This is a genomic window from Frigoribacterium sp. PhB116 (genome assembly GCF_004364285.1).
Classification (GTDB): Bacteria; Actinomycetota; Actinomycetes; order Actinomycetales; family Microbacteriaceae; genus Frigoribacterium.
Genome location: NZ_SOBE01000001.1, coordinates 345,266 through 367,098 on the forward strand (window position 1 = coordinate 345,266; position 21,833 = coordinate 367,098).

Annotated in this window: 21 protein-coding genes; 8 read left to right on the top strand and 13 right to left on the bottom strand. The window is 70.0% G+C overall.

Annotated features, from left to right (window positions below):
* Positions 1–55: 55 nt before the first annotated feature.
* Positions 56–1,654 (bottom strand): ABC-F family ATP-binding cassette domain-containing protein, encoded by a 1,599-nt coding sequence (locus EDF20_RS01565; protein WP_123545786.1) that lies wholly within the window; start codon positions 1,652–1,654, stop codon positions 56–58.
* A 150-nt stretch (positions 1,655–1,804) separates the two neighbouring features.
* On the opposite strand from EDF20_RS01565, the gene EDF20_RS01570 reads away from it, so the two are divergent.
* Complete coding sequence (locus EDF20_RS01570) at positions 1,805–2,410, top strand: biotin transporter BioY (RefSeq protein ID WP_123545788.1); 606 nt, start codon at positions 1,805–1,807, stop codon at positions 2,408–2,410.
* An 81-nt stretch (positions 2,411–2,491) separates the two neighbouring features.
* On the opposite strand, the gene EDF20_RS01575 is transcribed toward EDF20_RS01570, so the two are convergent.
* From EDF20_RS01575 to sufB, 5 genes are read right to left on the bottom strand one after another with little or no spacing between them, the layout of a single operon-like run.
* On the bottom strand, positions 2,492–2,824 hold the full coding sequence (locus EDF20_RS01575) for a metal-sulfur cluster assembly factor (protein ID WP_123545790.1): 333 nt from the start codon (positions 2,822–2,824) through the stop codon (positions 2,492–2,494).
* Between the two features lie 2 nt (positions 2,825–2,826).
* On the bottom strand, positions 2,827–3,618 hold the full coding sequence (gene sufC / locus EDF20_RS01580) for a Fe-S cluster assembly ATPase SufC (protein ID WP_123545792.1): 792 nt from the start codon (positions 3,616–3,618) through the stop codon (positions 2,827–2,829).
* Positions 3,619–3,630: 12 nt separating this feature from the next.
* Positions 3,631–3,966, bottom strand: a complete 336-nt coding sequence (locus EDF20_RS01585) for a non-heme iron oxygenase ferredoxin subunit (protein ID WP_133737517.1) — start codon at positions 3,964–3,966, stop codon at positions 3,631–3,633.
* On the bottom strand, positions 3,966–5,189 hold the full coding sequence (gene sufD, locus EDF20_RS01590; RefSeq protein ID WP_123545796.1) for a Fe-S cluster assembly protein SufD: 1,224 nt from the start codon (positions 5,187–5,189) through the stop codon (positions 3,966–3,968). Before sufD ends, EDF20_RS01585 begins: the two co-directional genes overlap by 1 nt.
* Positions 5,190–6,608: a Fe-S cluster assembly protein SufB gene (sufB, locus tag EDF20_RS01595; protein ID WP_123545798.1), complete on the bottom strand. Its 1,419-nt coding sequence runs from the start codon at positions 6,606–6,608 to the stop codon at positions 5,190–5,192.
* Between the two features lie 321 nt (positions 6,609–6,929).
* Between sufB and EDF20_RS01600 the strand changes: the two genes are divergently transcribed.
* Complete coding sequence (locus tag EDF20_RS01600; RefSeq protein ID WP_123547218.1) at positions 6,930–7,868, top strand: COX15/CtaA family protein; 939 nt, start codon at positions 6,930–6,932, stop codon at positions 7,866–7,868.
* On the opposite strand, the gene EDF20_RS01605 is transcribed toward EDF20_RS01600, so the two are convergent.
* Both EDF20_RS01605 and EDF20_RS01610 read right to left on the bottom strand, forming a co-directional pair.
* The gene (locus EDF20_RS01605) at positions 7,829–8,362 is read right to left on the bottom strand and encodes a GNAT family N-acetyltransferase (RefSeq protein WP_158614596.1); all 534 of its coding nucleotides are present in this window, start codon (positions 8,360–8,362) and stop codon (positions 7,829–7,831) included. The genes EDF20_RS01600 and EDF20_RS01605 overlap by 40 nt on opposite strands.
* Positions 8,363–8,370: 8 nt before the next feature.
* Positions 8,371–9,294, bottom strand: a complete 924-nt coding sequence (locus EDF20_RS01610; RefSeq protein WP_123545802.1) for a heme o synthase — start codon at positions 9,292–9,294, stop codon at positions 8,371–8,373.
* Positions 9,295–9,613: 319 nt separating this feature from the next.
* Here EDF20_RS01610 and tkt point away from each other — a divergent pair, with 319 nt between their 5' ends.
* The 6 genes from tkt to pgl all read left to right on the top strand — a co-directional run bounded on the left by tkt (position 9,614) and on the right by pgl (position 17,826).
* Complete coding sequence (gene tkt, locus EDF20_RS01615) at positions 9,614–11,707, top strand: transketolase (RefSeq protein WP_123545804.1); 2,094 nt, start codon at positions 9,614–9,616, stop codon at positions 11,705–11,707.
* Between the two features lie 26 nt (positions 11,708–11,733).
* Positions 11,734–12,864, top strand: a complete 1,131-nt coding sequence (tal, locus tag EDF20_RS01620) for a transaldolase (protein WP_123545806.1) — start codon at positions 11,734–11,736, stop codon at positions 12,862–12,864.
* On the top strand, positions 12,861–14,456 hold the full coding sequence (locus EDF20_RS01625) for a glucose-6-phosphate isomerase (protein ID WP_123545809.1): 1,596 nt from the start codon (positions 12,861–12,863) through the stop codon (positions 14,454–14,456). Before tal ends, EDF20_RS01625 begins: the two co-directional genes overlap by 4 nt.
* A 108-nt stretch (positions 14,457–14,564) precedes the next feature.
* A complete protein-coding gene (gene zwf / locus EDF20_RS01630; protein WP_123545810.1) occupies positions 14,565–16,100 on the top strand; it encodes a glucose-6-phosphate dehydrogenase in 1,536 nt (511 codons plus the stop codon).
* Entirely contained in the window at positions 16,097–17,041 is a 945-nt protein-coding gene (locus EDF20_RS01635; RefSeq protein ID WP_123545812.1) for a glucose-6-phosphate dehydrogenase assembly protein OpcA, read from the top strand. Before zwf ends, EDF20_RS01635 begins: the two co-directional genes overlap by 4 nt.
* Positions 17,042–17,055: 14 nt before the next feature.
* A complete protein-coding gene (gene pgl, locus EDF20_RS01640) occupies positions 17,056–17,826 on the top strand; it encodes a 6-phosphogluconolactonase (protein WP_123545814.1) in 771 nt (256 codons plus the stop codon).
* 113 nt (positions 17,827–17,939) lie between these two features.
* Here the strand turns inward: pgl and EDF20_RS01645 are convergent, their stop codons facing one another.
* The 5 genes from EDF20_RS01645 to gap form a co-directional block, all read right to left on the bottom strand.
* A complete protein-coding gene (locus EDF20_RS01645) occupies positions 17,940–18,296 on the bottom strand; it encodes an RNA polymerase-binding protein RbpA (RefSeq protein WP_123545816.1) in 357 nt (118 codons plus the stop codon).
* Positions 18,296–18,547 carry a preprotein translocase subunit SecG gene (gene secG, locus EDF20_RS01650; protein WP_056054823.1) on the bottom strand — a complete coding sequence of 84 codons (252 nt, stop codon included), beginning with the start codon at positions 18,545–18,547 and terminating at the stop codon, positions 18,296–18,298. The genes EDF20_RS01645 and secG overlap by 1 nt, the downstream gene beginning before the upstream one ends.
* 104 nt (positions 18,548–18,651) lie before the next feature.
* Complete coding sequence (gene tpiA, locus EDF20_RS01655) at positions 18,652–19,440, bottom strand: triose-phosphate isomerase (protein ID WP_133737518.1); 789 nt, start codon at positions 19,438–19,440, stop codon at positions 18,652–18,654.
* Positions 19,434–20,645: a phosphoglycerate kinase gene (locus EDF20_RS01660; RefSeq protein ID WP_123545820.1), complete on the bottom strand. Its 1,212-nt coding sequence runs from the start codon at positions 20,643–20,645 to the stop codon at positions 19,434–19,436. Before EDF20_RS01660 ends, tpiA begins: the two co-directional genes overlap by 7 nt.
* A 94-nt stretch (positions 20,646–20,739) precedes the next feature.
* Positions 20,740–21,744, bottom strand: coding sequence for a type I glyceraldehyde-3-phosphate dehydrogenase (gene gap, locus EDF20_RS01665; protein WP_123545822.1), 1,005 nt, complete (start codon positions 21,742–21,744; stop codon positions 20,740–20,742).
* Positions 21,745–21,833: the final 89 nt, after the last annotated feature.

A 21,833-nucleotide genomic window follows, 5' to 3' on the forward strand; every position in this document is an offset into this window, starting at 1 on the left:
GGCGGCGTCGGGGCGGACGCCGGCCGACGACGCCGGCCGACGACGCCGGTCGGCCTCAGGCCAGGTTGATCAGGTCCGAGTAGTCCGGGGTCCAGTGGTCCTCGGTGCCCTCGGGCATGATGAGGACGCGCTCGGGGTTCAGCGCCTCGACGGCGCCCTCGTCGTGGCTCACGAGCACGACGGCGCCCTCGTAGTTCGCCAGGGCGTCGAGGATCTCGAGGCGGCTGGCAGGGTCGAGGTTGTTCGTGGGCTCGTCGAGCAGCAGGACGTTCGCGCCCGAGACGACGATCATCGCCAGCGCGAGACGGGTCTTCTCGCCGCCGGAGAGCACGCCCGCGGGCTTGGCCGAGTCGTCTCCGGTGAAGAGGAACGAGCCGAGCACCCGACGCGCCTCCATCTCGGTGATGTTCGGCGAGGACGACACCATGTTCTCGAGCACGCTGCGCTTGACGTCGATGGTCTCGTGCTCCTGCGCGTAGTAGCCCACGCGCAGGCCGTGCCCGGGCTCCAGCTGGCCGGTGTCGGGCTCGTCGACGCTCGCGAGGATGCGCAGCAGGGTCGTCTTGCCGGCGCCGTTCAGGCCGAGGATGACGACCTTCGATCCACGGTCGATGGCGAGGTCGACGGCGGTGAAGATCTCGAGCGAGCCGTAGCTCTTCGACAGGTTCGAGGCCATCAGGGGCGTCTTGCCGCAGGCGACCGGGGTGGGGAACCGCAGCTTGGCGACGCGGTCGACCGCGCGGACCTCCTCGAGGCCGGAGAGCAACTTCTCGGCTCGGGCGACCATCTGGTGGGCCGCGGCGGCCTTCGAGGCCTTCGCCCCGAAGCGGGCGGCCTGCTTCTGCAGCGCCGAGGCCTGCTTCTCGGCGTTGCTGCGCTCCTTCTTGCGACGCTCCTCGTCGGCGGCGCGCTGGCGCTGGTAGTTGCGCCAGCCCATGTTGTAGATGTCGATGGCCTGCCGGTTGGCGTCGAGGTAGAAGACGCGGTTGACGACCTCCTCGACCAGCTCGATGTCGTGGCTGATGACGATGACGCCGCCCTGGTAGGTCTTGAGGTACTCGCGCAGCCACACGACGCTGTCGGCGTCGAGGTGGTTGGTCGGCTCGTCGAGGATCATCGTGTCCGCGGCCGAGAACAGGATGCGCGCGAGCTCGATGCGCCGGCGCTGACCGCCCGACAGCGTCGAGAGGGGCTGGTCGAGGATGCGGTCGGGCAGGCTCAGGTTGCTGGCGATGGAGGCGGCCTCGGCCTCGGCGGCGTAGCCCCCGAGCGCGTTGAACTGGTCGTCGAGGTCGCCGTACCGCTTCATGGCCCGCGCCGCGACGTCCGGATCGGGATCGCCCATGGCGAGGGTCGCCTCCTGGATGCCCAGCAGCAGCTGGCCGAGACCGCGGGCGTCGAGGATCCTCGTGCGGGCGAGGTCTTCGGGGTTGCCGCTCCGAGGGTCCTGCGGCAGGTAGCCGATCTCGCCGTGACGGTCGATCTTGCCGCCCGTCGGGAGGGTCTCGCCGGCGAGCGTCTTGGTCATGGTGGTCTTGCCGGCGCCGTTGCGGCCGACCAGACCGATCTTGTCGCCCTTGTCGACGCGGAAGCTCACGTCGGCCATGAGCAGACGCGCGCCGACGCGGATCTCGAGATCGTGCACGGAAAGCACAGCAGAAGTCCAATCGATTGGGGAGATGTCCACAACGGGGCCCGGCGTGGGGCCGCCTCTAGGATGAGGACGTCGCGTGGAGAGGGGTCGCAGCACTGCGCTGCCGACCAGCCGCTCGGCCGATCAACCTACCCATACTAGGAGACTTGCATGACTGACACCGCCGCATCGATCTCGCGGCCGGTCCTCGCCGACCGGCTGGTGGCCCGCAGCTGGGCCACCGACGTCGCCCTGGTGCTCGGCGGGGTCGCCTTCACGTCGGCCCTCGCGCAGGTGCAGGTGCCCATGTGGCCCGTGCCGATCACCGGTCAGACCCTGGCCGTGATGCTCGTCGGCGCCACGCTGGGGGCCCGACGCGGCGCCCTGTCGATGCTCACGTACCTCGTCCTCGGCGTCGCCGGGCTGCCGATCTTCGCCGAGTTCTCCGGCGGTCCGCTCAGCGTGCTGCGTCCGAGCTTCGGCTTCATCCTCGGCTTCGTCCCGGCCGCGCTCGTCATCGGCTGGCTCTCCCAGCGCGACTGGGACAAGAAGTGGGCCCTGTCCGCCGCCGCGTTCTTCCTCGCCAGCCTCATCCCGTTCGCCACGGGACTCCCCTACATGGCGGTCGTGCTGAACTCGCTCGGCGTCGACGCGTCGCTCGGCACCGTCCTGGCGCTCGGCGTGTACCCGTTCATCGTGGGCGGGGTCGCGAAGTGGCTGATCGCCGCGTCGGCCCTGCCGCTCGCGTGGCGCGCGCTCGGGCGTCTCGGCAAGTAGGAGCGCCGCTCGCTCAGCGGGCGCGCACACGAAGGACGCCCCCGGTCATCGACCGGGGGCGTCCTTCGCGTGCGGGGTGGATCAGATCGAGAAGCCGATCGCGCGCATCATGTCGCGGCCGTCGTCGGTGATCCGGTCAGGGCCCCACGGCGGCATCCAGACCCAGTTGATCCGGAAGGCGTCGACCACGCCGTCGAGGGCGTTGGCCGTGTCGGCCTCGATCACGTCGGTCAGCGGGCAGCCGGCCGACGTCAACGTCATGCTGATGATGAGGGCGTTCTCCTGCTCCTCGTCCATGGCGAGGTCGTAGATCAGGCCGAGGTCGACGATGTTGACCCCGAGCTCGGGGTCGACGACCTCCTTGAGCGCCTCGATCGTGGCGTCGAACTTCTCCGGGGCGAGGGCGACGGCCATGGTCAGCCGACCGCCGGCGTCGTCTCGGCCGCTGCGGCGGCCGCAGCGGACACGTAGCGGTCGTAGCCCTCGTCCTCGAGACGGTCGGCCAGCTCGGGGCCGCCCTGCTCGGCGACCTGGCCGTCGACGAAGACGTGGACGAAGTCGGGCTTGATGTAGCGGAGGATCCGCGTGTAGTGCGTGATCATCAGCAGGCCGAGGCCCGTGTTGGCCTTGGCGCGGTTGACGCCCTCGGAGACGATCTTGAGCGCGTCGACGTCGAGACCGGAGTCGGTCTCGTCGAGGACGGCGAACTTCGGCTTCAGCAGCTCGAGCTGCATGATCTCGTGACGCTTCTTCTCGCCGCCCGAGAAGCCCTCGTTGACGTTGCGCTCGGCGAACGAGGCGTCCATCTTGAGGTCGCTCATGTGGGTGCGCAGGTCCTTGATCCAGGTGCGGATCGCGGGGGCCTCGCCGTCCAGGGCGGTCTTGGCGGTGCGGAGGAAGTTGGCGACCGTCACGCCGGGGATCTCGACCGGGTACTGCATGGCCAGGAAGAGACCGGCCTTGGCCCGCTCGTCGACCGACATGTCGAGCACTTCGCGGCCGTCGAGCAGGATGCTGCCGCCGTCGACGTTGTAGCGGGGGTGGCCGGCGATCGTGTAGGCGAGGGTGGACTTGCCGGAGCCGTTCGGGCCCATGACGGCGTGGATCTCGCCCTCGTTGATGGTGAGGTCGACGCCCTTGAGGATGGGCTTGACGCCCTGGTCGGTGTCGATGCTGACCTTGAGGTCGCGGATCTCGAGAGTGGACATGCGTTCTTTTCCTTACTGTGCGACGTCGGCGGACGACGCGGTGGTGTCGACGTACACGTCACCGTCGACGACGGTGACACGGAAGACCGGGACGGGTTCGTAGGCAGGGAGGGTGAGCGGCTTGCCGGTCGTCAGCTCGAACTTCGAGCCGTGGGCCCAGCACTCGAGCGTGTCGTCCTCGACGAAGCCCTCGGAGAGCGAGATGTCGCCGTGGGTGCAGGTGTCGCCGATCGCGTGGATGTCGCCGGAGCTGTCCTTCACGACGGCCACGGCGACCCCATCGACGACGACGCGCATCGCCTGAGCCGGTGTGACGTCGTCGACGCCGCAGACCTTGACCCCGGCCATCAGGCGAGGCCGCCTGCCGTCGGGAGGCCCTCGCCTGCGGTGAGCTCGACCTCGAGCGCGTCGATGAGGCGCTCCTGCAGCTCGGGCTCGCCGATCTTCTGCACGACCTCGCTGAGGAACCCGAGGACGACGAGGCGGCGTGCCTCGTGCTCCGAGATGCCGCGCGACTGCAGGTAGAAGAGGTGCTCGTCGTCGAACCGGCCGGTGGCGCTGGCGTGGCCGGCCCCCGCGATGTCGCCGGTCTCGATCTCCAGGTTCGGGATCGAGTCCGCCCTCGTGCCCTCGCTGAGGACGAGGTTGCGGTTCTGCTCGTAGCTGTCGGTCCCGGGTGCGGTGCGGGCGATCAGCACGTCGCCGATCCAGACCGTGCGGGCGCCCACGCCCTGCAGCGCGCCCTTGTAGTTGACGCGGCTGCGGCTGTTGGGCGCGTCGTGGTGCACGTAGACCTGCTGCTCGAGGTGCTGGCCCGCGTCGGCGAAGTACACGCCGTAGAGCTCGGTGTCCGAGCCCTGCCCGGCCAGGTGGGCCGAGGGGTTGACCCGCACGACCGAGCCGCCGAGCGAGACGACGAAGTGCTTGAGCTGCGCGTCGCGACCGATGGTGGCGAAGTGGCTCGCCAGGTGGATCGCGTCGTCGTCCCACTCCTGCAGGGTGACGACGGTCAGGTGCGCACCGTCGTCGACGACGATCTCGACGTTCTCGACGAGCTGGGCCGAACCGGTGTTGCGGAGCACGACCATCGAGCGGGTGTTCGCCGTCGCGTGGATGACGGTGTGGCCGGCACGGGGCTCGCGGTCGAGACCGCTCCGGCCGATCGTGACCGTGGACGGCTCGTCGCCGGTCAGGGTCACGGCGAGGACCTTCTCGGTCGAGGCCCAGGCGTTGGCCGAGGCCTTGTCCTCCGGCGCGCCGGCACGCCCGACGCGGGCGTCGGCCCGGTCGAGCCACTCGACGGCCGCGCCTCCGGTCTCCCGGGCGAGGTACGCGTACGGCGAGCCGTCGAGCGGGCCGTCGATGAGCGGGCGGAGGCGGTCGACGGGACTGAGCTTCCAGTCGACCTCCCGGCCGGTGACGGCCGCGAAGGCCGCGGGGTCGGTGGAGCGGAAGCGGCCAGAACGGGTCTGGACGGGCACGAGGCCCCATCCGCCGTCGCTGTGCGCCCCTGCGCCGTGCTGGACGCCCTCGGGCGCGGTGTCTGTGGTGGTGGGTGCTGCGGCGGACATCTAGCCGACTGATCCTTCCATGCTCATCTCGATGAGCTTGTTGAGCTCGAGGGCGTACTCCATCGGCAGCTCTCGGGCGATCGGCTCGATGAACCCGCGCACGATCATGGCCATTGCCTCGTCCTCCGCCATGCCTCGCGACATGAGGTAGAAGAGCTGTTCCTCGCTGACCCGGGACACCGTCGCCTCGTGGCCGAGCTGCACGTCGTCGACGCGGATGTCGATCGCCGGGTAGGTGTCGGAGCGCGAGACGGTGTCGACCAGCAGCGCGTCGCAGCGCACGGTGTTGGCGGAGTGGTGTGCCGCGTCGTCGACGCGGACCTCGCCGCGGTACCCGGCTCGGCCGCCGCCGCGGGCGATCGACTTCGAGACGATCGACGACGTCGTGTAGGGCGCCATGTGGATCATCTTCGCGCCGGCGTCCTGGTGCTGGCCGGGACCGGCGAAGGCGACGGACAAGGTCTCGCCCTTGGCGTGCTCGCCGACGAGGTAGATCGACGGGTACTTCATCGTCACCTTGGAGCCGATGTTGCCGTCGATCCACTCCATGGTCGCGCCCTCGTGGGCGATGGCGCGCTTGGTCACCAGGTTGTAGACGTTGTTCGACCAGTTCTGGATCGTCGTGTAGCGCACGCGGGCGTTCTTCTTCACGATGATCTCGACGACGGCCGAGTGCAGCGAGTCGCTCTTGTAGATCGGCGCCGTGCAGCCCTCGATGTAGTGGACGTAGCTGCCCTCGTCGGCGATGATCAGCGTCCGCTCGAACTGGCCCATGTTCTCGGTGTTGATGCGGAAGTAGGCCTGCAGCGGGATCTCGACCCGGACGCCCTTCGGCACGTAGACGAAGGAGCCGCCCGACCAGACCGCCGTGTTCAGCGCGGCGAACTTGTTGTCGCCGGCCGGGATGACCGTGCCGAAGTACTCCTGGAAGATCTCGGGGTGCTCGCGGAGGGCCGTGTCGGTGTCCATGAAGATGACGCCCTGCTCCTCCAGGTCCTCGCGGATCTGGTGGTAGACGACCTCGGACTCGTACTGGGCTGCGACGCCCGCGACGAGGCGGTTGCGCTCCGCCTCGGGGATGCCGAGCTTCTCGTACGTGTTCTTGATGTCGTCGGGGAGTTCCTCCCACGTCGTCGCCTGCTTCTCGGTGGAGCGGACGAAGTACTTGATGTTGTCGAAGTCGATGCCGGAGAGGTCGGCGCCCCAGGTCGGCATGGGCTTCCGCTCGAAGAGCGCCAGGCCCTTGAGCCGGTTCTTGAGCATCCACTCGGGTTCGCTCTTCAGCGCCGAGATGTCGGTCACCACCTCGGGCGACACTCCACGGCGCGCCGAGGCGCCCGCTGCGTCGGAGTCGGACCAGCCGAACTCGTACTGCCCCAGGCTCTCGAGCTCTGGTCGGTCGATCAACACGTCTGACATGACTACCTCTTTCTCTGCTGGGCCGAACGTGGGTCGGGTCGTGACCATTCCCCGTCGGATGGGGGCCCAGCTGCTCGCGCTGCGAGACGGACTCCCGGTCGAGCTGCGACGGCTGCCTGCGTGGAGCGGAGGCGGAGCCAGCGTTGCTTAGACTGATGTGAGGTCCGCGTACCGCTTCTGCGGATCCCACGGCCCTCGGGCGTCGTCGTCGACGCTCGTGTCGGGTGTGTCCCTGAACTCATCGATTCTACAGGGCAGAGCGGCGGATGTGACGAAAGGCAGCAACTCGTGAGCAACGCACAGGTGACCCGGCCCGGACCCGTGACGCGCCTCTGGCGGTGGCTGCCGACGACGACCGACCGACGCGTCCGGTTCATCGTGTGGGCCTCGCTGGTCTGTCAGGTCCTCCTGATCGGGACCGGAGGCGCGGTGCGGCTGACCGGATCCGGTCTCGGCTGCCCGACGTGGCCGCGTTGCACCGCCGACTCGTTCGTCAGCACGCCCGAGATGGGCATCCACGGGGTCATCGAGTTCGGCAACCGCCTCCTCACCTTCGTCCTCACGGCGGTCGTCGTGCTCGCCTTCCTCTTCGTCCTCCGCATGCGCAAGCAGCGTCGCGAGCTCTTCTGGCTCACCTTCGCCCAGGGCATGAGCATCCCGCTGCAGGCGGTGCTGGGCGGCATCACCGTCCTCACGGGCCTGAACCCGTACATCGTCGGAGCGCACTTCCTCGTCTCGATCGCCCTGGTCGCCCTGTCGACCGTCCTCGTCTGGCGGGTGCTCCGCGGCCCGCGCGGGCACCACGCGGCGACTCCCCCGGCCTACGCCAGGCTCGTCCACGTCGTCTCCGGCGTCGTCCTCCTGACCGTGGTCGTGGGGGTCCTCACCACCGGCTCCGGACCGCACGCCGGCGACGCGGCCACTCCCCGCAACGGCCTGGACCCGGCCGTGATGGACCACGTGCACAGCTGGCCCGCCTACGCGACCCTCGCGCTGACCCTCGCGGTCGTCGTCTGGACGTTCCGGACGGGCCTCCCGCGCCGGTTCCCCCTCGCCCTCCTCGGCGTCGAGCTCGTCCAGATCGCGGTGGGCATCGCCCAGGCGCGCACCGGGCTGCCGCCGCTCCTCGTCGGATCGCACATGGTGCTGGCGGCCCTCTTGGTGGCGGCGACGACCGCGCTCGTCCTCTCGTTGCGCGAGGACCAGAGCCCGTCCGAGGCTCAGCTGACGGTCGACTCCCCGGAGTCCGTCCGAGTCTGAGCGGGCCCGTCCGCCGGAGCACCGAGCGCGTCCGGCACGTCCGGCGCGTCCCGCCGCATGATCACGTCGACGCCGTCGTCCTCGACCGGGACGAAACCGTGCCGGAGGTACAGGCCCGCCGCGCGGCTGCCCGTCAGCACGTCCAGCAGCACGGACCGCGAGCCGAGCGAGGCGAGCACCTCCCGGAGCAGGTGCGTGCCGATCCCCCGGCCCCGCGCCTCCTCGGCCAGGTAGAAGTGGCGCAGCCAGACGTCGTCGCCCTCCGGGTGCACCGCGAGGCAGCCGAGGAGGCGCCCCCCGACCTCGACCACGCGGGTCTCGGTCGGCACGAACTCGCGTTCGAAGCGCGCGCGGTTGTACGCCGGACGCCAGACGCCCGCCCGCCTCAGGTCGGGCTCGAGGGCGGCGAGCTTCAGGTCGGCGAGGGCGTCGACGTCGTCGGGTCGCCCCTCGCGGACGGTCCAGTCGAGGACGTCCTCGGTGCCGGCGCTCACCGGGCGCCTCAGAACGGCAGCAGCGGATCGATGCCGACGGCGATGAAGAGCAGCGTCAGGTACGTGATCGAGCTGTGGAACACGCGCATCGGGCGGACCTCGGCGACGTGCTGGATCGCACGGCTGTACAGGCGGTGCGACTCCCAGACGAACCAGGTGCCGCTCGCGAGGGCGACGACCGTGTACAGCACTCCCATGTGGGCGACGGGGACGAGCAGCAGTGAGCAGGCGACCGTGGCCCATGCGTACAGGATCACCTGGAGGCCGACGGACGACCGGCCGCGGACGACCGCGAGCATGGGCACCGACGCGGCGGCGTAGTCGTCCCGGTACTTCATGGAGAGGGGCCAGTAGTGCGGCGGCGTCCAGAGGAAGATCACCATGAAGAGGATGACCGGCGGCCAGCTGAGGTCGTTCGTGACGGCGGCCCAGCCGATCAGGACGGGCATGCACCCTGCGATGCCGCCCCAGACGATGTTCTGCGGCGTGCGGCGCTTGAGCCACAGCGTGTACACGATCACGTAGAACAAGATCGCGCCGAGCGACAGGGCGGCCGACAGGAGGTTGACCGTCAGGGCGAGCCAGACGATGGAGGCGAGGCCCACGATCCAGGAGAACGCCAGCGCCTCGCGGTCCGTCACCTCGCCGGTGACGAGCGGGCGACCCTGGGTCCGCTTCATGATGCGGTCGATGTCGCGGTCGATGTAGCAGTTGAACGCGGAGGCCGAGCCGGCGCTGAGCGCCCCGCCGATGAGCGTGGCCGCGACGAGCCACAGGTTCGGCACGCCGCCCTGGGCCAGGAACATGGTCGGTGCCGTGGTGACGAGCAGCAGCTCCATCACGCGGGGCTTCGTGAGCGCGACGTAGGCGCCAGCCTTGCGACGGATGCCCCGGGGTCCGGTGGTGGGGCGGGTGTCGATGGCTGCGGTCATGGGTCCCTCTGACGAGATGTACGGTTCGGCGCGGAGAGTCTAGGCGAACCAGCGAGTCTAGGCGATGACCGGCGACGCTGACGGCGGAACAGGGCGCTTCCTGCGGGCGGAGCGAGCCCTTTCGTCCCTATACTTGCAGGTGCTTGCCAGTCGCACGCCCGCACGGCGACGGAATCCTCGACATCGAACCATCGGCTCCCTGTCGCGCGACCTCCGGTCCGTGCCCGAGCGGCCGCAGCCGACGACGTCTCGGCAGGCGCATGTCAGCGCGGGAGCGAATCGACCCCGCGCAGTTCGCAACAAGAAGGGTCATCTCCAAGTGGCAGATCTGCAGTGGGAATCCATTGACAACAAGGCCGTCGACACGGTCCGCGTCCTCGCGGCCGACTCGGTCGAGAAGGTCGGGAACGGCCACCCGGGGACGGCGATGAGCCTCGCGCCCGCCGCGTACCTCCTCTTCCAGAAGGTCATGCGTCGTGACCCCAGCGACAGCGAGTGGATCGGCCGCGACCGCTTCGTCCTCTCGGTCGGGCACAGCTCGCTGACCCAGTACGTCCAGTTCTACCTCGGCGGCTACGGCCTCGAGCTCGACGACCTCAAGGCGCTGCGCACCTGGGGCTCGAAGACGCCCGGCCACCCCGAGTACGGCCACACCGACGGCGTCGAGATCACCACCGGTCCCCTCGGCCAGGGCCTCGCCTCCGCCGTGGGCATGGCCTACGCCGCCCGCTTCGAGCGCGGCCTGTTCGACCCCGAGGCCGCCGTCGGCACCTCGCCGTTCGACCACTTCGTCTACGTCATCGCCGGCGACGGCGACCTGCAGGAGGGCGTCACCAGCGAGGCGTCCTCGCTCGCCGGTCACCAGCAGCTCGGCAACCTCGTCGTGATCTACGACTCCAACCAGATCTCGATCGAGGACGACACCAACATCGCCTTCACCGAGGACGTCCACGCGCGCTACGAGGCGTACGACTGGCAGGTCCAGGTCGTCGACTGGAAGAAGACCGGCGAGTACGTCGAGGACGTCGCCGCCCTCAACGACGCGATCGAGGCCGCCAAGGCCGAGACGAGCAAGCCCTCGCTGATCATCCTCAAGACGATCATCGGCTGGCCCTCGCCCAAGAAGCAGAACTCCGGCAAGATCCACGGCTCGGCGCTCGGCGCAGAAGAGCTGGCGGGCCTGAAGGAGGTGCTCGGCTTCGACCCCGAGAAGACCTTCGACGTCGACCCCGAGGTCCTCGAGCACACCCGCAAGGCCGTCGAGCGCGGCCAGGCGCAGCACGCCGAGTGGCGCACGTCGTTCGACGAGTGGGCCTCGGCCAACCCCGACAAGAAGACCCTCCTCGACCGCGTCCTGAAGGGCGAGCTGCCCGAGGGCCTCGACGAGGCGCTGCCGGTCTTCCCGACCGACAAGGAGGTCTCGACCCGAGCCGCCTCCGGCAAGGTCATCAACGCCATCGCCGGCGTCGTCCCCGAGTTCTGGGGCGGCTCCGCCGACCTCGCCGAGTCGAACCTCACGACCATCAACGGCGGCGGTTCCTTCGTGCCGACCGAGTGGTCGACCCACGAGTGGCAGGGCAACCCCTACGGTCGCGTGCTGCACTTCGGCATCCGCGAGCACGCAATGGGCTCGATCATGAACGGCATCGCCCTGCACGGCAACACGCGCGTGTTCGGCGGCACCTTCCTCATCTTCAGCGACTACATGCGCCCCGCCGTGCGTCTCGCCGCCCTGATGAAGTCGCCGGTGACGTACGTCTGGACCCACGACTCCGTCGCGCTCGGCGAGGACGGCCCCACGCACCAGCCGGTCGAGCAGCTCGCAGCCCTCCGCGCGATCCCCGACTTCGCCGTGGTGCGCCCCGCCGACGCCAACGAGACCGCGTGGGCCTGGAAGACCATCCTCGACCGCTTCGACGGCCCGGCCGGCCTGGCGCTCAGCCGCCAGAACCTGCCCGTCTTCGAGCGCGGCGACGGCGACGCCGAGGGCGACGTCTTCGCGTCGGCCGCGAACGTCGCCAAGGGCGCCTACGTCCTCGCCGAGGCTCCCGGCGGCACGCCCGACGTGATCCTGATCGCCACGGGCTCCGAGGTGCAGATCGCCGTCGAGGCCCGCGAGGTCCTGCGCGGCGAGGGCATCAACGCCCGCGTCGTGTCGGCTCCCAGCCTCGAGTGGTTCGACGAGCAGAGCGCCGAGTACAAGGAGGCGGTCCTCCCGGCCGCCGTCAAGGCCCGCGTCTCGATCGAGGCAGGCGTCGCGCTCCCGTGGCGCGGCATCGTCGGCGACGCCGGACGCAGCATCTCCATCGAGCACTTCGGTGCCTCCGCCGACTACAAGACGCTCTACCGCGAGTTCGGCATCACCACCGAAGCCGCCGTGGCCGCCGTCAAGGACTCGCTGGCCGCTCTCTGAGCGCCGGCAAGAAAGAAGAGAACGACATGACCGACACCAACACCGCACAGCTCTCCGCCGCGGGCGTCAGCATCTGGCTCGACGACCTCTCGCGTGAGCGCATCAACGCCGGCGGCCTCGAGAAGCTGATCGCCGAGCGCAACGTCGTGGGCGTCACCACGAACCCGACCATCTTCGCGTCGGCCCTCGCCAAGGGCGAGGCCTACGACGACCAGGTCGCGCTGCTCGCCAAGACCGGCGTGAGCGTCACCGACGCGGTCTTCGAGATCACGACCGACGACGTCACCCGCGCCTGCGACATCTTCCGCGGCATCTACGACGACACGAAGGGCTTCGACGGCCGCGTGTCGATCGAGGTCGAGCCGGGCCTCGCGCACGACGCGCAGGGCACCATCGACCAGGCCGTCAAGCTCGCCGCCAAGGTGGGTCGTCCCAACGCGCTCATCAAGATCCCCGCGACGGTCGAGGGCCTCGAGGCCATCACCGCCGTGATCGCCAAGGGCATCAGCGTCAACGTCACCCTGATCTTCAGCCTCGAGCGCTACCGCGCCGTCATCAACGCCTACCTCACCGGTCTCGAGCAGGCCAAGGCCGCGGGCATCGACATCAGCGAGATCCACTCCGTCGCGTCGTTCTTCGTGTCGCGCGTCGACAGCGAGATCGACAAGCGCCTCGAGGCCGTCGGCACCGACGAGGCCACGGCGCTCAAGGGCAAGGCGGGCGTCGCGAACGCCCAGCTCGCCTACGAGGCCTACGTCCAGGCCTTCGACACCGAGCGCGCGAAGGGCCTGCTCGCCGCCGGCGCCAACAAGCAGCGTCCCCTCTGGGCCTCGACCGGCGTCAAGGACCCTGCCGTCCTCGACACGACCTACGTGGTCGAGCTCGTCGCCGCTGACGTCGTCAACACGATGCCCGAGAAGACCCTCGAGGCCACCTTCGACCACGGCGAGGTCCGTGGCGACTCGATCAGCGGCTCCTACGCCTCCGCCAACGAGGTCATGGACGCGATCGCGGCCCAGGGCGTCTCGTACGACGAGGTCACCGAGCTGCTCGAGAAGGAGGGCGTGGAGAAGTTCATCGTCTCCTGGAACGAGCTGCTCGACACCGTCACCGCAGCCCTCGAGTCCTCGAAGCCCACCGCGGAGGACGCCAAGTGACCATCACGATCGCCGCGAGCGGCGACGCGGCCACCGCCGTCGAGACCGTCGTGCCCCAGCTGGTCAGCGACCTCGTCGCCTCCGGCATCACGGCGCAGAACCCCACCCTCTGGGGCCCGGACGCCGAGGAGGAGTCGGCCAAGCGTCTCGGCTGGACCGAGGCCGTCGTGGTCTCCACGCCCCTCCTCGACGAGATCGACGCGCTCCGCGAGGAGCTCGCCGCCAAGGGCGTCGACCACGTCGTGCTCGCGGGCATGGGCGGCTCGTCGCTGGCCCCCGAGGTCATCACGCGCACCTACGGCGTCGAGCTGACCGTGCTCGACGCCACGGAGCCCGGCCAGGTCCTCACGGCCCTGCACGACCGCCTCGAGCGGACCGTGCTCGTCGTGTCGTCGAAGTCCGGCTCGACCGTCGAGACCGCCAGCCAGCGCAAGACCTTCGAGAAGGCCTTCCGCGACGCCGGCATCGACCCGGTCGAGCGCATCGTGGTCGTCACCGACCCGGGCTCGCCCCTGGACGGGCAGGCCCGAGAGGCCGGCTACCGTGTCTTCAACGCCGACCCTGCCATCGGCGGCCGCTACTCGGCGCTGTCGGCCTTCGGCCTCGTGCCGTCCGGCCTGGCCGGTGCCGACATCCGCGAGCTGCTCGCCGAGGCGGACGCCGTCACGGTCGAGCTCTCGCAGGACAGCGCGGACAACCCCGGCCTCGTGCTGGGCGCCGTCCTCGCGGGCACCTCGCCCCTGCGCGACAAGATCGCGATCGTCGCCGACGGCACGCACATCATCGGGTTCCCCGACTGGGCCGAGCAGCTGATCGCCGAGTCGACGGGCAAGCAGGGCCGCGGCCTCCTCCCCGTCGTGCTCGGCACGGACGCTCCGGAGATCAGCCTGGGCCTGCACGACGTGCAGGTCGTGCGCCTGGTCGCGAACGCGGCGGAGACCCGTGAGGTCGCCCCCGGCGAGGTCGAGATCTCCGGATCGCTCGGCGGTCAGATCATGGTCTGGGAGTACGCCGTCGCGGTGGCCGGGCGCCTGCTCGACATCAACCCGTTCGACCAGCCCGACGTCGAGTCGGCGAAGGTCGCCACGCGTGCGCTGCTCGACGACCGTCCGGCCCCGACTCCCCCGGCGTTCACCGCCGAGGGCGTCGAGGTCCGCGAGGTCGGCGGCGTCGAGCTCGGCGACTCGCTCGAGTCGGCTGTCTCGTCCCTCCTGTCGGCCCTGACCGACGACGGTTACCTGTCGATCCAGGCCTACGCCGACCGCGTGGCCTACCCGCAGCTCGAGGAGCTCCGCGACGTGCTCGCGGCGCGCACGAAGCGTCCCGTCACCTTCGGGTGGGGACCTCGCTTCCTGCACTCCACGGGCCAGTACCACAAGGGCGGGCCCGCCAACGGCGTGTTCCTCCAGATCACCCAGACGGCGTCCACCGACCTGGAGATCCCGGAGAGCCCGTTCACCTTCGGGCAGCTCGTCCAGGCGCAGGCCGCCGGCGACGCGACCGTGCTGGCCGACCACGGTCGTCCCGTGCTCCGGCTGACCGTCGACGACGTGGCGGGCGCACTGCCCGCACTGCTCGCCGCAGTCCGCTGAGCGTGAGGGGGCCGGCGTCCGTGAGGACGCCGGCCCCCTTCGCCGTGGTCGGACGACCACGTGCCGCGCGACCGTGCCCGAGAGAACGACCCTGAAGGAACCACCACGATGTCACCCGTCGAGATCACGCCGGAGCACAACCCCCTGCGGCTGCCCTCCGATCGACGCCTGAACCGGATCGCCGGCCCGAGCGGCCTCATCATCTTCGGCGTCACCGGCGACCTGTCGCGCAAGAAGCTCATGCCGGCCGTGTACGACCTCGCCCACCGCGGCCTCCTGCCCCCCGGGTTCGCGCTCGTCGGGTTCGCCCGCCGCGAGTTCGAGGGCCAGGACTTCGAGCAGGTCGTCTACGAGGCGGTCAAGCAGCACGCCCGTACTCCCTTCGACGAGGACGTCTGGCGTCAGCTGAAGGAGGGCTTCCGCTTCGTGCAGGGCACCTTCGACGACGCCGACTCGTTCACGCGCCTCAAGGACACGATCGAGGAGCTCGACCGTGAGCGCGGCACGATGGGCAACCACGCCTTCTACCTCTCGATCCCGCCCAAGGCCTTCCCGATGGTCACCGAGCAGCTGCGCAGCAGCGGCCTGGCCGAGGAGAAGGACGGCGCGTGGCGCCGCGTGGTGATCGAGAAGCCGTTCGGCAGCGACCTCAAGACCGCCCGCGAGCTGAACGCCGTGGTCGAGAGCGTCTTCGAGCCCGACTCGGTCTTCCGGATCGATCACTACCTGGGCAAGGAGACGGTCCAGAACCTCTTGACCCTCCGTTTCGCCAACCAGATGTACGAGCCCCTCTGGAACTCGAACTACGTCGACCACGTGCAGATCACGATGGCGGAGGACATCGGGGTCGGTGGCCGTGCCGGCTACTACGACGGCATCGGTGCCGCTCGCGACGTCATCCAGAACCACCTCCTACAGCTCCTGGCCCTGACGGCCATGGAGGAGCCGGTCACGTTCGCGGCGTCGCACCTCCGTGCCGAGAAGGAGAAGGTCCTCTCCGCGGTGCGCATCCCCGAGGACATCGCCGCCGGCACTGCCCGCGGCCAGTACTCGGGAGGCTGGCAGGGCGGCGAGAGGGTGCTCGGGTTCCTCGACGAGGAGGGGATGAACCCCGAGAGCGTCACCGAGACCTTCGCCGCGGTGAAGCTCGAGATCGCGACGCGGCGCTGGGCCGGCGTGCCCTTCTACCTCCGGGCCGGCAAGCGCCTGGGGCGTCGCGTGACCGAGATCGCCGTGGTCTTCAAGCAGGTGCCCGAGAACATCTTCGGAACTCAGACCTCGCTGGGGCAGAACGCCCTGGTGATCCGCGTGCAGCCCGACGAGGGCGTCACCCTGCGCTTCGGCTCGAAGGTCCCCGGGATCGGCACCCAGGTGCGCGACGTCACGATGGACTTCGGCTACGGCCACGCCTTCACCGAGGCGAGCCCCGAGGCCTACGAGCGCCTCATCCTCGACGTCCTGCTGGGCGACCCGCCCCTGTTCCCCCGACACGAGGAGGTCGAGCTCTCCTGGAAGATCCTCGACCCGATCGAGGAGTTCTGGGCGACCCAGGGCCAGCCCGAGCAGTACCGCCCCGGAACGTGGGGCCCCCAGTCCGCCGATGAACTCATGGCCCGTGACGGCCGCACCTGGAGACGCCCGTGATCGTCGATCTGCCCGCCAGCACCATCAGCCGAGTGCAGAAGACGCTCGTCACCATCCGCGAGGAGGGCGGCGTCGTCGCGCTCGGGCGCGTGCTCACCCTCATCATCTCGACGAGCCACGGCGAGGAGGAGGAGGCCATCGAGGCCGCGAACGACGCGTCCCGTGAGCACCCCATGCGCGTCATCGTGGTGTCGACCGCCCCGGGCGGCGACGACGAGGAGCCCCGGCTCGACGCCCAGATCCGGGTCGGCGGGGACGCGGGCGCGAGCGAGGTCATCCTCCTGCGCGCCTACGGCGACACCGCGAGCGACGAGGAGGGGCTGGTCACCGGTCTCCTGCTGCCTGACGCCCCCGTCGTCGTCTGGTGGCCCGGTCGCGCTCCCGAGGTCGTCGCCGAGTCGCCTCTCGGGCGCATCGCCCAGCGCCGCATCACCGACGCGGCCAGCCAGCCGAACCCGCGTCAGAGCATCGTCGACCTCGCCGAGACCTACCAGCCCGGCGACACGGACTTCGCGTGGACGCGCCTCACGCTCTGGCGCACCCAGCTCGCGGCCGTCCTCGACCAGCCGCCCTACGAGCCCGTGACCGAGGTCCGGGTCGACGGTGCCCCCGACTCCCCGTCGACGCTCCTGCTGGCCGCGTGGCTCCGGCTGCAGCTCCAGGTGCCCGTCGTGAACGAGCTGACGCGGGGCAACGGGTCCAGCGGCATCCACGGGGTCCGGCTCGTCCGGCCCTCCGGGCCGATCGTGCTGGAACGAGCCGTCGTCGACGTCGCCACGTTGACGCAGCCCGACCAGCCCACCCACGACCTCTCGCTGCCACGCCGGTCGCTGCGCGACTGCCTCGCGGAGGAACTCCGTAGACTCGACCCCGACGACCTCTTCGGGGACGTCGTGAAGCAGGGGGTCCGCCAGCTGGCGGAGCCCGTCGAGAGCAACTAGGGCAGACTGACACAGTGAGCAACGAACGCCGGGTGCTGGTTCACCCCGACAAGGAATCGCTGGGCGCCTCGGTCGCCGCGCGCTTCATCACCAAGATCATCGACGTCCTGGAGGAGCAGAACTACGCCTCCGTCGTCGTCAGCGGCGGGTCGGTGAGCACGGTCGTGCTCGCGGCCATCAACGCCTCCCCCGCGCGGGACAGCGTCGACTGGTCGAAGGTCTCGTTCTGGTGGGCCGACGAGCGCTGGGTCGAGAGCGGTCACGACGACCGCAACGACCGGCAGGCCGAGATCGACCTGCTCGGCCACATCGGGGTCGAGCCGCAGAATGTGCACCGCTTCGGTGCCGTGGGCGAGTTCGCCGACGTCGAGGCCGCCGCGGTCGCGTACCGGGCCGAGCTCCTCGAGCACGCCCAGGGCGACGACGAGGCGCCTCGCTTCGACATCACGCTGCTCGGTGTGGGCCCCGACGGCCACGTCGCCTCGCTCTTCCCGGACGCGCCCCAGGTGCGGATGAGCGGACCGACCGTGCTGACGGTGGACGACTCCCCCAAGCCGCCGCCCGTCCGGCTCACGTTGAGCCTGCCGGTGATCAACAACTCGCAGCGGGTGTGGATGATCCTCGCCGGCGCGGAGAAGGCGTCGTCGCTGGGTCTCGCCCTCGCCGGTGCCGGTGCCGACCAGGTCCCCGTGGCGGGGGTCAAGGGCCGCAAGCGCACGGTGTTCTTCGTGGACAGCGACGCCGCGTCCGAGGTCCCCGAGAACCTGATCGCCTCGACCTACTGATCCGTGGGCCCGGTCCGGTGACGGACCGGGCCTCGACACGAGAGAAGCCCCGCAGCCGAGCTGCGGGGCTTCTCTCGTGGGCGACCGGTGACGACCGGTCTCGGTGGGTCTGGCTAGGCCTTGCCCCGGCGGACGCGCAGCTGCTGCAGCGCCTCCTCCAGGAGCTGGGCCGCCTCCTCCTCGGAGCGTCGCTCCTTGACGTACGCGAGGTGCGTCTTGTAGGGCTCGAGCTTGGCGACCGTCGGCGGATTGGCCTTGTCGCGTCCGGCGGGGAGGCCGCTGGACGGGGAGTCGACCGTCTCGGGGATCTCTTCGTCAGGCACGTTCGCGGCGAAGTGGCGGACGACCTCGTTGCCCAGGGCGTCCCAGTACGAGATGGTCACGCGCTCGGCGTGGTACCCGCGGTCCTGCTCGCCCATGGGACCGGCACCGACGCGCGAGCCACGGATGGCGCTGCCTCCGGAGGCCATCAGCTGACCGCCGAGAACTTCGTGATGAGGCCGAGGACCACGATGCACGTGATCCAGACGAGCCCGAGGAACACGGTGATGCGGTTCAGGTTGCGCTCGGCGACCCCGGATGCACCGAGGTTGCTCGTGACACCGCCGCCGAACATGTCGGACAGACCGCCGCCGCGACCGCGGTGCAGCAAGATGAGGAGGGTCAGCAGGAGGCTCGTGATGCCGAGCAGCACCTGCAAGATGACCTGCAGAATTTCCAAGGGGGACCTTTCGATGCGGTGAGACCGTTGACGAGTATAACTGCCGCACGCGGCGACGGGTCCCTCACCCGCGGGCGGGAGAGGGACCCGTCTGTCGGTCGACGTCAGACGCCGACGTGGGACTCGAAGCGCACGATGCGGGCGAACTCGTCCACGTCGAGGCTCGCACCGCCGACGAGCGCACCGTCGACGTTCGGCTCGCGCAGGAACGACGCGATGTTCGTCGACTTGACCGAGCCACCGTAGAGGATGCGGGTCGCCGCGGCGCGATCGGCCCCGACGAGCTCGACGAGGGCCTGACGGAGGGCTGCGCAGACCTGCTCGGCCTGGTCGGCGGTCGCCGCCTTGCCCGAGCCGATCGCCCAGACGGGCTCGTAGGCGACGACGATCTCGGCCGTGGCCGGGACCCCGGCCAGGGAGGCGCGGAGCTGCGCGACCGGGACGGCGCTCGGCCCGTGCGTCTCGAGGTCGTCCGCGGTCTCGCCGACGCAGATCACGGGGACGAGCCCGTTCCGGTGCGCGGCCGCGACCTTGGTCGCGACGACCGTGTCGTCCTCGGCGTGCAGAGTGCGGCGCTCGGAGTGGCCCACGAGGACGTAGTGCACGTCGAGCTTCGCCAGGGAGGCGCCGGAGACCTCGCCGGTGTAGGCACCGCTGTCGTGCGCCGACAGGTCCTGTGCGCCGAGGACGAGCGAGAGGCCGTCCGCGTCGAGCAGGGTCTGCACGCTGCGCAGGTCGGTGAAGGGCGGGAAGACGGCTGCCTCGACGGAGGAGTGGTCGTGCTTCGCGTCCTTCAGGCTCCAGGCGAGCTTCTGCACGAAGGCGATGGCCTGCAGGTGGTCGAGGTTCATCTTCCAGTTGCCGGCGATGAGGGGCGTGCGCGTGGTCACCATCCGAGGACCTCCAGTCCGGGGAGTCGTTTGCCCTCGAGGAACTCGAGGCTGGCTCCACCACCGGTGGAGATGTGGCCGAACTGGTCGTCGTCGAAGCCGAGGGCACGGACGGCCGCGGCCGAGTCCCCTCCCCCGACGACGCCCAGGCCGTCGACGCGCGTGAGCGCCTCGGCGACCGTCTTCGTGCCGTGGGCGAAGGCGTCGAACTCGAACACGCCCATGGGCCCGTTCCAGAACACGGTCTTGGAGGCGGCGACGATCTCCGCGAAGCGGGTCGCCGTGTCCGGTCCGATGTCGAGGCCGATCGCCCCGTCCCCGAGCTCGGAGGTCTCGATGCCGTCCGCAGGGACGACCGCGTGCTCGGCGTCGGCCGAGAAGGCCGAGGCGACGACGACGTCGGTGGGCAGGACGATCTGCACGCCGCGCTCGTCGGCGTCGGCGAGGTAGCCCCTCACCCGGTCGAGCTGGTCCTTCTCGAGGAGGCTGCCGCCTACGGCGTGGCCCTGTGCGGCGAGGAACGTGAAGAGCATGCCGCCGCCGACCAGGAGCGAGTCGACGCGGGGCAGGAGGTGCTCGATGACGCCGAGCTTGTCGGACACCTTCGAGCCGCCGAGCACCACCGTGTAGGGGCGCTCGGGCGTCTCGGTGAGCTTCTCCAGGACGGAGAGCTCGGTCTCGATGAGCGTGCCGGCCGCGCTCGGGAGGAGCTGCGGCAGCTCGTAGACGCTGGCCTGCTCGCGGTGCACGACGCCGAAGCCGTCCGAGACGAACAGGTCGCCGTGCGCCGCGAGCTGCTCGGCGAAGGCGCGACGCTCGTCGGCGTCCTTCGAGGTCTCCGCCGGGCTGAACCGGAGGTTCTCGAGGACGACCACCTGGCCGTCGGCCAGGCCGGCCACCGCCTCCTCGGCCTCGCTGCCGACGGTGGAGGGAACGAACGAGACGTCGGCGTCGAGCAGCTCGCCGAGGCGGGCCGCCACGGGGCGCAGGCTGAACTCGTCGACGGGCCGGCCGTCGGGGCGGCCGAGGTGCGAGATGACGACGACGCGGGCGCCGTCGGCCACGAGCGCCTGCAGGGTGCCGACGGATGCACGGACGCGGCCGTCGTCGGTGATGGCGCCGTCCTTCAGCGGGACGTTCAGGTCGCAGCGGACGATCACGCGCTTTCCCGACGTCGAGCCGAGCGACTCGAGGGTTCGGAGGGTCATGGAACTCGATTCTGTGGAGGGGGTCGGTGGAGAGACGAGGAGGCGGCCAGGCCGAGGGCCTGACCGCCTCCCGGGTCGATCGTGGTGCGGACGCCTACAGGCGGTCGGCGACGTACTTCGTCAGGTCGACGAGACGGTTCGAGTAGCCCCACTCGTTGTCGTACCAGGACGTGATCTTGACCATGTTGCCGATGACCTTCGTGAGGCCCGAGTCGTAGATCGACGAGTGCGGGTCGGTCGTGATGTCGGACGAGACGAGCGGGTCCTCCGAGTAGAGGAGGATGCCCTTGAGGTCGCCCTCGGCCGCGGCCTTGTAGGCCGCGTTGATCTGCTCGACCGTGACGGGGGTGCTGGTCTGCAGCGTGACGTCGGTGATCGAGCCGGTCGGCACCGGGACGCGCAGCGCGTAGCCGTCGAGCTTGCCCGACAGCTCGGGGATGACGAGGCCGATGGCCTTGGCCGCACCGGTCGAGGTGGGGACGATGTTGATCGCGGCGGCGCGGGCACGACGCGGGTCCTTGTGGGGGCCGTCCTGCAGGTTCTGGTCGGCCGTGTAGGCGTGCACCGTCGTCATGAGGCCGCGCTCGACCCCGAAGTTGTCGAGGAAGACCTTCATCAGGGGCGCGAGGCTGTTCGTGGTGCACGACGCGTTCGAGATGATGTGGTGGTTGGCGGGGTCGTAGATGCCCTCGTTGACGCCGAGGACGATCGTCGCGTCGTCGCCGGTGGCGGGCGCCGAGATCAGGACCTTCTTCGCGCCGGCGTCGATGTGCTTCTGCGCGTCCTCCGCCTTCGTGAAGAAGCCGGTGGACTCGACGACGATGTCGACGCCCAGCTCGCCCCAGGGCAGGTTGGCGGGGTCGCGCTCGGCGAGGACCTTGATCGGCTTGCCGTCGACGACGATCGAGTCGCCGTCGAGCTCGACCGTGGCATCGAGACGGCCCGTGATGGAGTCGAACTTGAGCAGGTGCGCGAGGGCGGCGTTGTCGGTCAGGTCGTTGACGGCGACGATCTCGATGTCGGTGCCCTTGGCGAGCGCCGCGCGGAAGTAGTTGCGGCCGATGCGACCGAAGCCGTTGATGCCGATCTTGACGGTCAAGGGAACTCCTGTTGATCAGGCGTCGCGGGGACGCGTGGAGGGGGCGGGCGACCAGGCCCGTGGCTCACGATCCGGCCGGGGCGACCGGG

Excerpts from the sequence above, each read along its gene's own strand:
- sufB (WP_123545798.1), bottom strand. The coding sequence starts at position 6,608 with ATGTCAGACGTGTTGATCGACCGACCAGAGCTCGAGAGCCTGGGGCAG.
- sufD (WP_123545796.1), bottom strand. The coding sequence starts at position 5,189 with ATGTCCGCCGCAGCACCCACCACCACAGACACCGCGCCCGAGGGCGTC.
- EDF20_RS01610 (WP_123545802.1), bottom strand. The coding sequence starts at position 9,294 with ATGACCGCAGCCATCGACACCCGCCCCACCACCGGACCCCGGGGCATC.
- EDF20_RS01585 (WP_133737517.1), bottom strand. The coding sequence starts at position 3,966 with ATGGCCGGGGTCAAGGTCTGCGGCGTCGACGACGTCACACCGGCTCAG.
- zwf (WP_123545810.1), top strand. The coding sequence starts at position 14,565 with ATGTCACCCGTCGAGATCACGCCGGAGCACAACCCCCTGCGGCTGCCC.
- EDF20_RS01575 (WP_123545790.1), bottom strand. The coding sequence starts at position 2,824 with ATGGCCGTCGCCCTCGCCCCGGAGAAGTTCGACGCCACGATCGAGGCG.
- EDF20_RS01660 (WP_123545820.1), bottom strand. The coding sequence starts at position 20,645 with ATGACCCTCCGAACCCTCGAGTCGCTCGGCTCGACGTCGGGAAAGCGC.
- EDF20_RS01570 (WP_123545788.1), top strand. The coding sequence starts at position 1,805 with ATGACTGACACCGCCGCATCGATCTCGCGGCCGGTCCTCGCCGACCGG.
- tpiA (WP_133737518.1), bottom strand. The coding sequence starts at position 19,440 with ATGGTGACCACGCGCACGCCCCTCATCGCCGGCAACTGGAAGATGAAC.
- tal (WP_123545806.1), top strand. The coding sequence starts at position 11,734 with ATGACCGACACCAACACCGCACAGCTCTCCGCCGCGGGCGTCAGCATC.
- EDF20_RS01645 (WP_123545816.1), bottom strand. The coding sequence starts at position 18,296 with ATGGCCTCCGGAGGCAGCGCCATCCGTGGCTCGCGCGTCGGTGCCGGT.
- sufC (WP_123545792.1), bottom strand. The coding sequence starts at position 3,618 with ATGTCCACTCTCGAGATCCGCGACCTCAAGGTCAGCATCGACACCGAC.